13 protein-coding genes are annotated in these 13,265 nt (G+C 69.7%); 6 read left to right on the top strand and 7 right to left on the bottom strand.

Annotation, left to right across the window (positions count from 1 at the left end; translation table 11 throughout):
• Positions 1 to 152: 152 nt before the first annotated feature.
• Positions 153 to 1,193 carry a methyltransferase gene (locus tag OH735_RS03695; RefSeq protein WP_406379427.1) on the top strand — a complete coding sequence of 347 codons (1,041 nt, stop codon included), beginning with the start codon at positions 153 to 155 and terminating at the stop codon, positions 1,191 to 1,193.
• A 30-nt stretch (positions 1,194 to 1,223) separates the two neighbouring features.
• Complete coding sequence (locus OH735_RS03690) at positions 1,224 to 2,285, top strand: methyltransferase (RefSeq protein ID WP_406379426.1); 1,062 nt, start codon at positions 1,224 to 1,226, stop codon at positions 2,283 to 2,285.
• A gap of 54 nt (positions 2,286 to 2,339) precedes the next feature.
• Here OH735_RS03690 and OH735_RS03685 read toward each other — a convergent pair whose 3' ends face one another.
• A complete protein-coding gene (locus OH735_RS03685; RefSeq protein WP_406379424.1) occupies positions 2,340 to 2,834 on the bottom strand; it encodes a MarR family winged helix-turn-helix transcriptional regulator in 495 nt (164 codons plus the stop codon).
• A 118-nt stretch (positions 2,835 to 2,952) separates the two neighbouring features.
• Between OH735_RS03685 and OH735_RS03680 the strand changes: the two genes are divergently transcribed.
• The 4 genes from OH735_RS03680 to OH735_RS03665 all read left to right on the top strand — a co-directional run bounded on the left by OH735_RS03680 (position 2,953) and on the right by OH735_RS03665 (position 9,417).
• Positions 2,953 to 4,689, top strand: a complete 1,737-nt coding sequence (locus OH735_RS03680) for an MFS transporter (RefSeq protein ID WP_406379422.1) — start codon at positions 2,953 to 2,955, stop codon at positions 4,687 to 4,689.
• Between the two features lie 27 nt (positions 4,690 to 4,716).
• Positions 4,717 to 6,363 carry an FAD-dependent monooxygenase gene (locus OH735_RS03675; RefSeq protein ID WP_406379420.1) on the top strand — a complete coding sequence of 549 codons (1,647 nt, stop codon included), beginning with the start codon at positions 4,717 to 4,719 and terminating at the stop codon, positions 6,361 to 6,363.
• Complete coding sequence (locus OH735_RS03670; protein WP_406379418.1) at positions 6,344 to 6,994, top strand: hypothetical protein; 651 nt, start codon at positions 6,344 to 6,346, stop codon at positions 6,992 to 6,994. Before OH735_RS03675 ends, OH735_RS03670 begins: the two co-directional genes overlap by 20 nt.
• Before the next feature lie 308 nt (positions 6,995 to 7,302).
• Complete coding sequence (locus tag OH735_RS03665; protein ID WP_406379416.1) at positions 7,303 to 9,417, top strand: multicopper oxidase family protein; 2,115 nt, start codon at positions 7,303 to 7,305, stop codon at positions 9,415 to 9,417.
• A 198-nt stretch (positions 9,418 to 9,615) separates the two neighbouring features.
• Here the strand turns inward: OH735_RS03665 and OH735_RS03660 are convergent, their stop codons facing one another.
• The 6 genes from OH735_RS03660 to OH735_RS03635 are packed head-to-tail and all read right to left on the bottom strand — an operon-like array spanning position 9,616 to position 13,265.
• The gene (locus OH735_RS03660; protein WP_406379415.1) at positions 9,616 to 9,957 is read right to left on the bottom strand and encodes an antibiotic biosynthesis monooxygenase family protein; all 342 of its coding nucleotides are present in this window, start codon (positions 9,955 to 9,957) and stop codon (positions 9,616 to 9,618) included.
• A complete protein-coding gene (locus tag OH735_RS03655; RefSeq protein WP_406379414.1) occupies positions 9,917 to 10,240 on the bottom strand; it encodes an antibiotic biosynthesis monooxygenase family protein in 324 nt (107 codons plus the stop codon). The genes OH735_RS03660 and OH735_RS03655 overlap by 41 nt, the downstream gene beginning before the upstream one ends.
• The gene (locus OH735_RS03650; RefSeq protein ID WP_406379413.1) at positions 10,237 to 10,989 is read right to left on the bottom strand and encodes an SDR family NAD(P)-dependent oxidoreductase; all 753 of its coding nucleotides are present in this window, start codon (positions 10,987 to 10,989) and stop codon (positions 10,237 to 10,239) included. The genes OH735_RS03655 and OH735_RS03650 overlap by 4 nt, the downstream gene beginning before the upstream one ends.
• Positions 10,990 to 11,026: 37 nt before the next feature.
• On the bottom strand, positions 11,027 to 11,488 hold the full coding sequence (locus tag OH735_RS03645; RefSeq protein ID WP_406379411.1) for a DUF1772 domain-containing protein: 462 nt from the start codon (positions 11,486 to 11,488) through the stop codon (positions 11,027 to 11,029).
• Positions 11,489 to 11,513: 25 nt separating this feature from the next.
• Positions 11,514 to 11,981: an SRPBCC family protein gene (locus tag OH735_RS03640; protein ID WP_406379409.1), complete on the bottom strand. Its 468-nt coding sequence runs from the start codon at positions 11,979 to 11,981 to the stop codon at positions 11,514 to 11,516.
• A gap of 51 nt (positions 11,982 to 12,032) precedes the next feature.
• Positions 12,033 to 13,265 carry a ketosynthase chain-length factor gene (locus OH735_RS03635; protein ID WP_406379407.1) on the bottom strand — a complete coding sequence of 411 codons (1,233 nt, stop codon included), beginning with the start codon at positions 13,263 to 13,265 and terminating at the stop codon, positions 12,033 to 12,035.

Here is a 13,265-nt window from a genome sequence, read left to right as displayed (position 1 = left end):
TCGAAGTCTGCCTGGTTCGCGGCGCCTGGCCCGCCCCAGTGGTTCACGACCGGGCCGGGGCAGTCTGCGCCGGTCCACCGGCACGGCGTGCCGTCATTCGTCCTCGGAACATGCCGTCGCCACCGCCCCCCGACATGGAGGTCGCACATTCCATGCCAGCCACGACCGGGAACCCGCAGGAACCCTTTCTTCCGTTGCGGGCGCTCCAACAGCTCAAGCCCTACCACTGGTCCGCCGGGCTCGTCATCCGCGGGATGGCGGAACTGCGGATCGCCGACCATCTGGCCGCCGGCCCCCGTTCCGCAGCCGCACTGGCGTGCCTGATCGACGCACATGCGCCGAGCCTGGCCCGCTTCCTGCGGGTGTGCGAGCTGCACGAACTGATCGCCCCCGCCGGGGAGGATCTCTGGAAGCTTACTGACGCCGGCGAACTGCTCCGGTCCGACGTCCCGTCCCTGCGAGGCTTCTCGATCGCGGTCAACGCGCCCGGGATGACCCGTCCGTGGGAGCTGGTGGCCGATGTCGTCCGTACCGGCAGACCGGCCACCCGCGCGGCGTGGGGAATGGACCACTGGGAGTATTACGCCGCCCATCCGGCGGAGGCGCGCAGCTACGCCGAGGCCTGCGCCTCGCTGTCGGTGGAAGCGGCCGAGGCCCTGGTGGCGAGTTATGACTTCACCGGCGTCCGGAGGATCGTCGACGTCGGCGGCGCTCCGGGTACGGTGCTGGCCCGGCTGCTCGACGAGGTACCGGACGCCCAGGGCGTCCTGATCGATCTGGACTGGGCGGTGCCGCTCGCCGGTGAGACCTTCGAGAGCCGCCGGCAGACCCGCAGGGTGGAGCTCGCGGCCGGTGACTTCCTGAGCGCCGTGCCCGCCGGCGGTGACCTGTACCTGTTGAAGAACATCCTGTGCGATCTGGATGACGACGCGGCGGCGCGGCTGCTGACGAACTGCGCGAAGGCGGCCCCGCCGGACGGCCGGCTGCTGCTGCTGGACTGGGAGTACACCGAGCATTCCTCGCACGTGCACGCCAATGACGTGGAGTTCATGGTGCTCACCGGCGGGCGTGCCCGTACCCAGGACGAGTACGAGGGCCTGTTGTCCGCCGCCGGCTTCCACCGGTGCCGGCGGCTCCCGCTGGTCGGTCACGAGCGGGCCCCCATCGCATTGATCGAATCCGTCCGGGCCTGACAAGGCCGGGTGAATCTGAGGTGATTGCTGATGACCAGTGATGTGACGGCAGGACGAGTGCCGGCGTGCGAGGGCGCTCCCGTGATCGGGCCGCCCGCCGCGCAGGCGGTCGCCGAGCTCGGCTGGGGCATGTGGGCCAGCGCGGTGGTGCAGGCGGCGGCGCAGCTGAGGCTCGCGGACGCGGTGGACGACCAGCCGGCGTCGGTGGGAGAGATCGCGAAGAGCGTGGGCGCCGACGTATCGGCGCTCACGCGTCTGATGCGGGCCCTGGTGGGCTTCGGGATCTTCCGGCAGGCGGGGCCCGGGCGGTATGAGCACACGGAGGCGTCCCGGGCGCTGCGCTCGGACGCCTCGGTGTCGCTGACGGACATCATGCTGACGGGCTCGGACTGGGGCTGGGCGATGTGGGGGAAGCTCGCGGAGAGCGTCCGCTCCGGCAACTGCGCCTTCCAGGAGACGTACGGCAAGGATCTGTTCACGTACTTCCACGAGGACGACAACGCGTCGGGGGCCGCCTGTCTGAAGGGGTACGCCGCCCAGTCACGGGCGATGAACCCGGGCGTCGTGCGGGCTCTGGACCTGAGCCGGGCGAAGACATTCTGCGATGTGGGCGGCGGGCACGGCAGTCTCGTGCTGTCCCTGCTCGAAGGCAATCCCCATATCCGGGGAGTGCTGTTCGACCGCAAGCACGCGATCGACTCGGTCGTGCCGGAACTGCGGGAGGGGCCGGTCTCCGAGCGGGTCGAGCTGGTGGTCGGTGACTGCTTCGAGAGTGTTCCCGGGGCCGATGTGCACCTGATCCGCCAGGTGCTGCACATGTGGGACGACGACGCCTGCCATCAGGTGCTGTCCAACTGTGTGGCGGCAGGGCATCCGGGCGGTCGCGTGGTGCTGCTGGAGCAGTTGGTCGCCGATCCTCCCGAGACTCCCTGGGACGCGCTGATGGACCTTCACATGCTGCTGGTGATGGGCGGCTGGGAGCGTACCGAGGAAGAGTACGGGGCGATGTTCGAACGGGCCGGTATGGAGTTCGCCGGAGTCACCCCGACGGGCACCCCGCTGCGGCTGATCGAGGGCCGAATCCCCGGGTGACGGGCTACCTCCGCCGCCCGTGGTGCGCCGGGGCGGCCGGGGGGCCGAGAGGGCTCACCGGCCGCCCCGGCCGCTCTTCGAGGAGTCTCCCGCGCGGAGCTTCACGGCCTCCTCATGGGTGATGGGGGCTGCGGCCCGCATGAAGCCGAGGACCGTCTCCAGCTCCTCGTCGCTGTACTGCTCGCACAGCCGGCCGATCGAGGCGCCGAGAGATGCGAAGAGCGGGAAGATCTGTGCTTCGAGGTTGGGCAGTGGTGTGACGAGTACCCGGCGGCGGTCCTTGGGGTCCCGGTCCCGGCGCACGTGTCCGGCCGCTTCGAGCCGGTCGATCACGCCGGTGATGGCTCCGGTGGTGACGCCGTTTTCCTCGGCGAGCTGACCGGCCGCCATCGAACCGCGCGTCACGAGGGCGCCCAGGCAGTTCAGGTCGAGCACATTCAGGCCAAGTCGGTCTGCCACTGCTTGATGAAAGAGCACAGATCGGGACACCAGACTGCGCAGCTCCTGGTCCAGAGCTGTGGCCAGTTCCGCGCGGTCACCACTTGACATGAGTCCATCCTTCCGGTTCTCTGGGGTCGTCATTATCTTAGTGGCTAAGATAATGAGCTAGGAAGTTTCCCAGTAAGTCGCTGTCTCAGTTGAGTTTAGATCACCGAAAGGTCGTGCCATGTCGAAGCCCTCCGCGGTTGCGGCACCCGTCCACGGAGCCGATCCCAAACGCAAGGCAGCGCTCATCGTGGTGCTCTTCGCCGCGTTCATGGACCTTCTCGACTCCACCATCGTCAACATCGCCATCCCCTCGATCCAGCGGGACCTGGGCACCGGCTACGCGGCCATCCAGTGGGTCGTGGCCGCCTACCTGCTGTCGTTCGCGGTCCTGCTGATCATCGGCGGCCGGCTCGGCGACATGTACGGCCGCAAGCGGCTCTTCCTCGTCGGGGTCGCGAGCTTCACAGTGGCCTCCGCCTTGTGCGGCCTCGTACAGGACCCGCAGGCACTGATCGTCGCGCGTGCCCTGCAGGGTGCGTCCGCGGCCATGATGGTGCCGCAGGTGCTGTCCATCATCACCGCCGCCTTTCCGCCGAAGGAGCGCGGTGCCGCACTCGGCGCGTTCGGCGGCGTCGCCGGCCTGGCCACGGTCGGCGGCCCAGTGGCCGGCGCGCTGCTGATCAACGCCAACCTGTTCGACCTCGGCTGGCGGATCATCTTCCTGATCAACATCCCGGTCGGCATTGCCCTGTTCATCTCCGCGCTGATCGTGATCCGCGAGTCCCGCTCGGAGTACCCGATCAAGCTGGACCTGGTCGGCACCGGGCTGCTCACCGTCGGCCTCCTGCTGCTGCTCTACCCCCTGGTGCAGGGCCGCGAGCTGTCCTGGCCCACCTGGACGTTCGTCACCCTGGCCGCCTCCGTACCGGTGCTGGCCCTCTTCGCCCTCCACCAGAAGCGGCGCAGCGCGCGGGGTGGCTCCGCGCTGATCGTGCCAGACCTGTTCCGCAGCCGGTCGTTCTCCGCGGGCCTGATCGCCAACATGGTCTTCTTCGGCGTGGTCATCGGGCACTTCCTGATCTTCATCATCTTCCTGCAGACGGGCCTCGGGTTCTCCGTTCTGCGAGCCGGCCTCACCGGACTCCCGTGGTCCTTCGGCGTGAGCTTCGGCGCGGCGTTCTCCGCCACCGTGCTCACCGTCAAGATCGGCCGGAAGGTCATGGTCATCGGCGCTGTGCTGCTGGCTACCGGTATGGCGGGCATCGCACTCACCGTCCAGCTGCGCGGAGACCAGATCGGCTCCTGGTCGCTGCTGCCGACCCTGCTCGTCGGCGGTCTCGGAATGGGCATGATCATCGCCCCGATCCTGGACTTCATCCTGTCCGACGTGCCGCCGGAGCACGCCGGCGCCGGCTCCGGAGTCCTCAACGCGTCCCAGCAGGTCGGCGGAGCCATCGGCATCGCGGTGATCGGGGCGTTGTTCCTCGGCTTCCTCGGCGGCGCGGCCGACGAAGCCGCGAAGGACGTCACCCCGCAGCTGCGGGCCGGCCTGACGAAGGCATCGGTGACCCAGAGCCGGCAGCAGGAGATCATCGGCACCTTCGCCCGCTGCTTGACCGACCGCACATCCTCGACGGATCCGGCCGTGTCGCCGGCGAGCTGCCGGCCGCTCGACACCCTGGACAACCCACGGGCCGGTGCGGCCGTCGGTGCCGCCGCGGACAACGCCCGCAGGATCGTGTTCAGCACCGCGCTGCAGCGCACCATCATCGCGCAGATCGGCCTGACCGCCCTGGTCCTGCTCCTCATCCTGCTCCTGCCCCGCCAGGCCCGTCACCACGAAGACTTCCTCCTGGAGGACGAGACCGGCCAGGTGCCCGGACAGGAACCGACCACTCCCAGCATCAGCATCTGACCAACCAACACACCAGGAGGGTTCTCCATGACGCGCAACGCAACCGAACAGACTCCGGTACTGATCGTCGGCGGCGCGGTCGTCGGGCTGTCCACCGCTCTGTTTCTCGCCCGCCGCGGCGTCCGCCCGATCCTCGTCGAACGCCACCCCAGCGCCCTGCTGCACCCCCGGGCCAGGGTCATCAACCCCCGCACCGTCGAGGTCTACCGCGCGGCGGGCCTCGAGGAGGCGATCTTCGCGGACCGCTCGCTCACCTCGGAGCTCAGCGAGAAGCTCATGGTCCGCGCGGACAACCTCGCCGGGCCGGAGATGTTCTCCGCGCCGATGCAGGACGAGGCTCCCGAACTGACCTCCGAGGTGACGCCCTGCACCTGGTGCTCGATCGACCAGGACCGGCTCGAGCGGCTGACGGCCGAGCGGGCTGCCGAACTCGGCGCGGACATCCGCTGGTCCACCGAGCTCGAGACCTTCGAGGAGACGGCGGACGGAATCACCGCGACCATCCGTGACACCGTCACCGGCGAGGAGACCACCGTCTCGGCGCAGTACCTCGTCGGCGCGGACGGCAGCAACAGCCCGGTGCGCGAAGCCCTGGGCATCGCCGCCGAGGGACCGGGCACCTTCGTGCACACCGTGAGCGTGGTCTTCAAGGCCGACCTCAGCGGACCGCTGCGCGGCCGCGACCTGGGGCTCGGCTACTTCGACCAGCCCGACAACGGCACCCTGCTGATGCCCATGGACGGCTCCCGCTGGGTCTTCTACACCCCGTACCACCCGGAGCGGGGCGAGAAGATCGACGACTTCGACGAGGCACGGTGCGTCGAGGCGATCCGGGCTGCGGTCGGCGTCCCGGACCTGGTGGTCGACGAACTCGAGGTACAGATCGCCGCGACGGGCGACAAGATCCTCGGCTTCGAGATCGCCGCCCAGCTCGCCGAGCACTACCGCCGGGGCCGGGTCTTCCTTGTCGGCGACGCGGCCCACGCCATGCCGCCGACCGGGGCGTTCGGCGCCAGCACCGGAATCCAGGACGCGGACAACCTCGCCTGGAAACTCGCCGCGGTGCTGGACCGTACGGCGGGGCCAGGACTCCTCGACAGCTACGAAGCGGAACGCCGGCCGGTGGCCCGCTTCACCATCGAATACGCGATGGCCGAGATGCAGGAACGCTCCCACGACGGCCAGGACGAGAACGGGGTGAGCTACGCGGCGGCGATCCTCGGATACCGCTACCTCTCCGGGGCTCTCATTCCGGAGGACGGAGCCGGCCTCCCGCCCGCTCTCGCCCCCCGGGAACTGGGCCGCCCTGGCACCCGGGCCCCGCACCTCACACTGCGCAACGACGGCAAGGAGCTGTCCACCCTCGATCTCTTCGGCACGGCTCCTGTACTGCTCACCGGCGCCGACGGAACCGGCTGGGAACACGCCGCAGGCCCGGCTGCACAACGGCTCGGCATCGATCTCGACGCACACCGCATCGACGGCGGCACGCTCACCGACCCGAACGGCACCTGGGAAGAGACCTACGGCGTGGGCCCGGAGGGCGCGGTCCTGATCCGGCCGGACGGATTCGTCGCCTGGCGCTCCGTCGGCGCCTGCGCGGAGCCCCAGCACGAGCTGGAGAAGGTCCTCACCCAGGTCTTCGACCGCACGCATGACTACGGAAAGGCCTGACCGGATGGCCAAGAGCCTGGAACAGGAATTCACCGAACCGCTGGGATCAGTCACGGTCGGCCTGCTGAAGGTCGTCAACGGAGCGTCGGAGCTGACTCTCGCCACCGAGGAGAAGGACAGCGAGAGCCTCTACCACGCACGCTTCTCCGGGCTCGTCCCGGACGTGCACGCCGCTCACGGTGTCGTCACACTTTGCTACCCGCGCCGACTGCACCCCCTGCCGGTACGTCGGCACAGCGGACACCTGACGGTGAACGCCACGATCCCCTGGGCCGTCGAGATCGACGGCGGAGCCGGCCGGGTCACCGCCGATCTGTCGCCGGTCGTCCTCACTCGGCTGGAGCTGGGCGGCGGCGCAAGCCACGCGTCGGTCGTCCTTCCCCGGCCCCGGGGAACGGTGCGCATCCGGATCGTCGGCGGCGCCAGCAACGTCACCCTCCGGCGGCCGCACGACGTGTCCGCCCAGATCAAGATCACCGGCGGCGCCTCCCAGCTGACCTTCGACAACCAGCACCTGGACGCCGTCGGCGGCGGCGTCCAGCTCTCTTCCCCCACCTTCGAGTCCGAGGAGAACCGCTACGACATCGAAGTCGTGGGCGGAGCCAGCTCGCTCACCGTCGACCGTTCCTAGTGCCACTTCCGGCAATGTTTGCCGGTCGCGGCACCAGGGCCTGTCCGGGCGATCTCGTCGGGTCCGCGACGACAGCTTCGGCACTCTCCCCTGGGCTCCGCCATGGGGTCCCACCTGGGCTCCGCCATGGGGTCCCACCTGGGCTCCGCCATGGTGGGACCCCACCAGCCTTCGGTCGGGGGTGCCCCCATCGGGCTGATCCTCGAAGACCGCCCGTACAGACCTCAGCTCCTCACCGCGCGTCCCACCACCCAGGCGCACCCCGGGGCCGTTCGCCCCGAATGCGTCTCCCCGACCGGAGTACTGCCATGTATCTGACGCTCTCCAGGCTGGACTTCATCCTCTCCCTCGTTCTCTTTCCGGCCTGGCTGGCTGCCGCGCTCACCGTGCGAAGGCTGGCCTCCCTGCCCACCGCGGGACGGCTGCGACGCGGGGCCCGTATCGCTCTCGTCGTCACCGCCCTGGCCTCACTCCTGGCCCTCGCCAGGCTGTTCGCGTTCAGCCGGATCGCCGCCTTCGGCTGGGTGTTCGTCGGCGACCGCAGGATGTACACGACGCTGCTGCTGCTCCTGCCCGGGTTCCTCGCGACCCTCGGCTGGAGCTTCCCGCACCTATGGGCGACGGCCCGGCGGCGCGTCACGGACCGTACGGCCGCCGTCCCTGCTGCGGAACGGGCCCGCTTCGCGGCACCGCGGCGCGCGTTCCCGCCGCAGCTCGCCGCGTTCGGTTCGCTCGGCGGGTTCTTCGAGAAGTTCCTCCCGCCGAACCGGCCGGTGTGGCTGAACCTGCTGGTGTACGGCGCGATTCTCGTCGTCGGCGCCGCGCTGCTGGCCCGGCGGGCCCGGATCAGGGCGTCCCGCGTCTCCGGGACGGCCGGGGCGCCGCAGCGCTCCCGGGGCCGCACGCTGGCCGTACGGCTCGGAACCACGGTCGTGGTGTCCGGCGCGATCGCCGCCCTGGTCGCCACCGGCATCCAGAGCAGCACGTTCCCGGACACATTCTCCATGATGCAGGGCCCGGCGGACTACGGCGGGGGCCCGTCGGCCTCCCACGGCGGCCACCCGGCCGGCCACCACGGCATGGCGGCGATGCCCGGCGCGTCCTCGGTCGGTACCGTCAGCGTGAACGACCTGAAGACACGCGGCGGCATTCCCGACCGGCGGTTCACCCTCACCGCCCAGGAAAAGAAGATCAGGCTGGCCTCCGGCCGGACCGTGGACGCCTGGGCGTTCAACGGGCAGATCCCCGGCCCCGAGCTGCGGGTGAAGCAGGGCGAGCTGGTGGCGGTCACGCTCGTCAACCGGCTCTCGAAAGACCCGGTCAGCATCCACTGGCACGGGATGGACGTACCCAACGGAGAGGACGGGGTGGCCGGCGTCACGCAGAACGCGGTCCAGCCCGGCGCCTCGTACACCTACCGCTTCAAGGTCGGTGAGTCCGGCAGCCGCTGGTACCACTCGCATCAGCAGGGGTCGGAGCAGATCAGCAGGGGGCTGTTCGGTCCGCTGGTGATCGACCCGGCCGCGCCTCGGTCCGCCGTCGACCAGGACGTCACCGTCATCGCGCACGACTGGAAGGCCTCGCCGGGTGTTCTCCGCCCGTCGTTCGGCACCTCGGACGTTCTGGACCGCCGCCGGGTACGTCCCGGGGACAGGGTCCGGCTGCGGCTGATGAACACCAGCAACCTGACCAGGACGTTCACCCTCACCGGGACACCGTTCCGGGTCACCGCACTCGACGGCACGGACCTCAACGAGCCGGGCGAACTCAACGACCGCCGGCTCGTCCTCGCCGCGGCCGGCCGGATGGACCTGGAGTTCACCATGCCGGCCACACCGGTGCGGCTGGTGGACCTGCAGGCACCCGAGGCGGGCATCGCGTTCTCGGCCGACGGCAAGGGATCGGCCGAACCGAAGCTCGACGGGCCCGAGTTCGACAAGACCTCTTACGGAGAGTCGGCCGCCACCTCGTTCGGCCCGGACAGCAAGTTCGACCGGAACTTCACCCTGGTCACCGATGACTGGCTGGGCTTCTACGACGGGGTGTTCGGCCTGCGGCAGACCGTGAACGGCCGGGTCTTCCCCGACACCCCGATGCTGATGGTCAGGGAAGGCGACATGGTCCGCACCCGGTTCGTCAACCGCGGCGAGGAGGACCACCCGATGCATCTGCACGGGCATCACATGCTGCTCCTCCGCCACAACGGCAAGACGCTCACCGGCAGCCCCGTCTGGCAGGACACCGTCCTGGTCCGGCCCGGCGAGGAGTGGGAGGTCGCGTTCAAGGCCGACAACCCCGGCATCTGGATGGACCACTGCCACAACTTCGTCCACACGGCCCTGGGCATGATGCTGCACCTGTCCTACGAAGGGGTCACCACACCGTACCGAATCGGCGGCACCGCCGGAAACCTGCCGGAATAGCAGTCCGCGGCCCGCAATCGAAGAGGAGGGCCGGGTCGCCCGGCCCTCCTCTCACATGACGCCCTTGCCACCGGCTCGGAGTTGGCACCACCTCTTCCCCCAGGGGACTTCCACCTTCAAACAACCGCCCAGGCAGGCCACACCATGCCAAGGGCCCTGTCCCAGGGACTGGGACAGAGCCCTTGGCATGTCATCGGGTCAGTACGCCGCATCGACCTCGTACACGGCGAAAGCGACCGGCGTCCTCGTGTCCCGGAACGGCCTCAGCGGCGCCGTGTCGTCCCGGTGCTGCGCCCCCGACTCCCACACGCGGAACGCGTCGAGGCTCTCCCACCGGCTCATCACAGCCAGCGATGTGGGGTCGAAGGGGTTGCGCAGCAGCTCGTTGCCGAGCATCCCGGGTGCCTCGGCGAGCCGGGCACTGACCAGATGGTAGGCATCGCGTACGGCGTCGAGCTGCTCCTCGTCGTGGGCGGCCTGGTAGACCATGACCCGGACCTCACCCGGCATCGCCCGCCGCCCGCCCTCCGATGTGCGCAACGATCTCCATGGTGTGGAAGGAACCCCCGGACCGGAACGGATGCAGCTTCGCCCGGTGTTCGAGATGCTCGGGACTGTTCTCGAACTTCCGGAAGCGGGGTTCGTCCAGCCAGTCGCTGACGATGTAGTACGTACTGTCCTCGTCGGTCGCCCGGGAGAGCCATTGCCCCAGATTCGCGGGGTGGCCGGTGACGGCGTCGGTGCCCTCGTGCCACGCCTGCTCGAACTCCTTCTCCAGCCCCGCCCGGACCTCCATGCGGAGCATCACCCGAAATGCCGTCATGAGATACCCCCGTCGACACCGATTGTGGCACCGGTCACGTAACGGGACAGGTCGCTGGCGAGCCACAGCACCGCGCCCGCCACCTCGTCGGGCTTACCCAGCCGGCCGAGCGCGGTCTTCGCGCTGTACCGCTCGGTCATCAGGGTCCGCTGCTCCTCGGGCATGTTGTGGAAGTTCTCGGTCTCGACGACGCCGAGGGCGAGTACGTTGAAGCGGATGTTCTGCGCACCGAACTCCTTGGCGAGGGAGCGGTTCAGGCCGACGAGCGCTGCCTTCGTGGCGGTGTAGTGGGCGCGCAGCGGAATCCCGGCCTCGACAGCCTTGGAGCCGATGGAGACCACGGACGACCCGTCGTCGAGCAGCGGCAGCGCGTGCTGAATGACGAGGTGGGCGCCGGTGACGTTGGTGGCGAGGACCCGCTGCCACTCCTCGAAGGGTAGGTCCGCGTAGGGGATGTGGCTGATCGCCCCGGCGTTGTTGACCAGCAGGTCGAGACGGCCGTACAGCTCGCGGACACGCTGCAGCAGGCCCGCGATCTCGGCGGGTTCGGCGATGTCGGCGCGCAGCACATGGTGCTCGCCGCCGATCTCCTTCAGCTCTCTTTCCAGCGAGTCGACGTAGTCCCCCTCCTGCCGGTAGCAGGTGATGACGTCCACGCCCGCACGGGCGAGCGCCAGGACGATGCCGCGCCCGACACCGCGGGTGCCACCGGTGACCAGGGCCTTCTTGCCTTTGAGTTCGAGATCCATGAGTTCCTCCACACAGGTGGACACGCGGGACACGCGTTCACAAAAGGACGACGAGGGCTGTGCAGTTGAGCAGGAAGGAGAGTGCGGTCAGGACGCTGCGCCGGAGGTTCCAGGCGCCCCACGCGCGGCGGGGGTCGAGTTCGGCGAAGTTCTCGGGCAACGCGTCCGGGTCGAGGGTCTGCACCCACTTGTTGACCGGGACGTTCTTGGTGAGCGAGATGACGACGGTGACCGCCGCGGACGCGGCACCGGCGGTGAACAGGGCGCGCGAGACCGGGTCCGGCGCCAGGACCGCCAGGGCGATGTCGCCGAGTACGGTGCCCAGCAGGCAGAGCGGCATCGCCGGGTCGTAGCGGGTGGCGAAGAACGCGTGCGCGTGGACGTAGCGGTCCGCCGGAAGGGCCATGAGCAGCGGCCAGCCGCCGAGCTGGGTGCCGAACAGCACCCCGGCTGCGAGGCCGCTGAGCAGCACCACCAGCGGAGCGAGGTAGGCCAGCACCGGAGTACCTCCAACGGTGTTCGGATCAGGCGGTGACGTCGAGGGCCGCGGCGGCCTCGACCTTGTCCTTGATCAACTTCATCTGGACGGCCGTGTTGCGGTTCAGGTGTTCGGTCATGGCCGCGTCCGTCACCGGGGCCTGCGGCTTCATGTGGAAGTCCTGGACCCAGCGCATCCGTACGCCGCCCGCGGGCTCCTGGGTGTACTCCCAGAAGATCCGCATGAACTCGAACGGACCGGTCTCCACCCGGTGGGCGTGGACCGTCCTCGACGCCGGGTCGGGGGTGCGCTCGGAGACCCAGCTCCAGACGTTGCCGTCCTCATCGGGGTGCATGGTCAGCCGGAACGTGACGCTCGCGCCCTCCTGCTTCAGCACCTCCACCGAGGCGTACTCGCTGAACAGCCGGGGCCAGCTCTCCAGGTCGTTCGTCATCTCCCACACGGTGTCGAGCTGTGCGTCGATGACGATCGAGTTGTCGGTGTGTCCCGCCATCGCGGGCCTCCTTCACTGAGGATCGGAACCGCCGTTCACCGGCGGATTACGTCAACCGCCCACGACGAGAGCCGACGTGAAACCGCCGTGGCCGCGGGCCAGGATCAGGGCGTGGTGCAGTGGCTGCTGCCGGGGCTCCCCCACGACCAGGTCGATCTCGTATCCGGGTGCGGGCACGGCTGTACCGGGGGTGTGCGGGATCACGCCGTCGCGCAGCGACAGCAGAGCGGTGGCGACGTCCAGCGGGGCGCCGCCGCCGTAGAGCCGGCCGGTGAGGGCCTTCGGCGCGGTGACCGGGACCGCCCGGGGCCCGAAGACCTCGGTGATGGCCTGGGCCTCGGCCCGGTCCTCCTCGGGCAGGCCTGCGGCGTCGGCGAACACCACGTCGATGTCGCCCGGCAGGAGGCCGGCGTCGGCGATGGCCTGCGCGGCGGTGCGGCGCAGGGCGCGCGGCCGGCCGGTCTCCGGCGCCGGGTCGAATCCCGCGGCATAGCCGAGGACCCTGCCGTAGCCGTCGCCCGCGCCGCGTTCGGCCGCGGCCGACGCGTTCTCCAGGACGATGATCGCCCCGCCCTCGCCGGGCAGGTACCCGCTGGCGTCAGCGTCGAACGGGAGGTACGCGCGGGCCGGGTCCTGGACCGTGGACAGCTTGCCGGTGGACAGCTGCGCGGTCAGGCCGTACGGGCACAGCGAGGCGTCGGTGCCGCCGGTGACGACGAGCCGGGAACCCTTGCGGGTGAGCCTCCTGGCCTGGCCGATGGCATCTAGGCCGCCCGCCTGTTCGCAGGCCATGACCCCGCACGGGCCGCGCATGCCGTGCTGGATGGATACCTGTCCGGTGGTGGCCGCGTAGAACCACGCGATGGACTGATAGGCGCCGACCCAGGAGGGGGCCTTGGTGTAGAGCGCCTCCATTTCCCGCTGTCCGAACTCGGTCCCGCCCGACGACGAGGAGGTCACAACGGCCATCTCGTACTCGGGCAGGTCCTTGGGGTTCACCTTCGCGTCGGCCAGGGCGGCTTCGGCGGTGTGCAGCGCGAGGTGCGTCCAGTGGTCCGTCTGCGCGATGAGTCGGCTGGGCACCCGTTCCCGCGCGATGAAGCCGGGTACCTCCCCTGCCAGGCGCACCGGATAGGGCGAGGGGTCGAAGCGGCCGATGCGGCCGATCCCCGACTTCCCGGCGAGTACCGACGCCCAGTGTTCCTCGGTTCCGATGCCGGTGGGCGCGGTGATGCCGAGCCCGGTGACGACCGGAGGCCTGGTGCCCGTGTCCGTCTGCCTCAC

This window comes from Streptomyces sp. NBC_01618, assembly GCF_045209435.1.
Lineage (GTDB): Bacteria > Actinomycetota > Actinomycetes > Streptomycetales > Streptomycetaceae > Streptomyces.
Note: the sequence above shows the minus strand (reverse complement) of the source record. Positions and strands in the feature narration are given on the sequence as shown.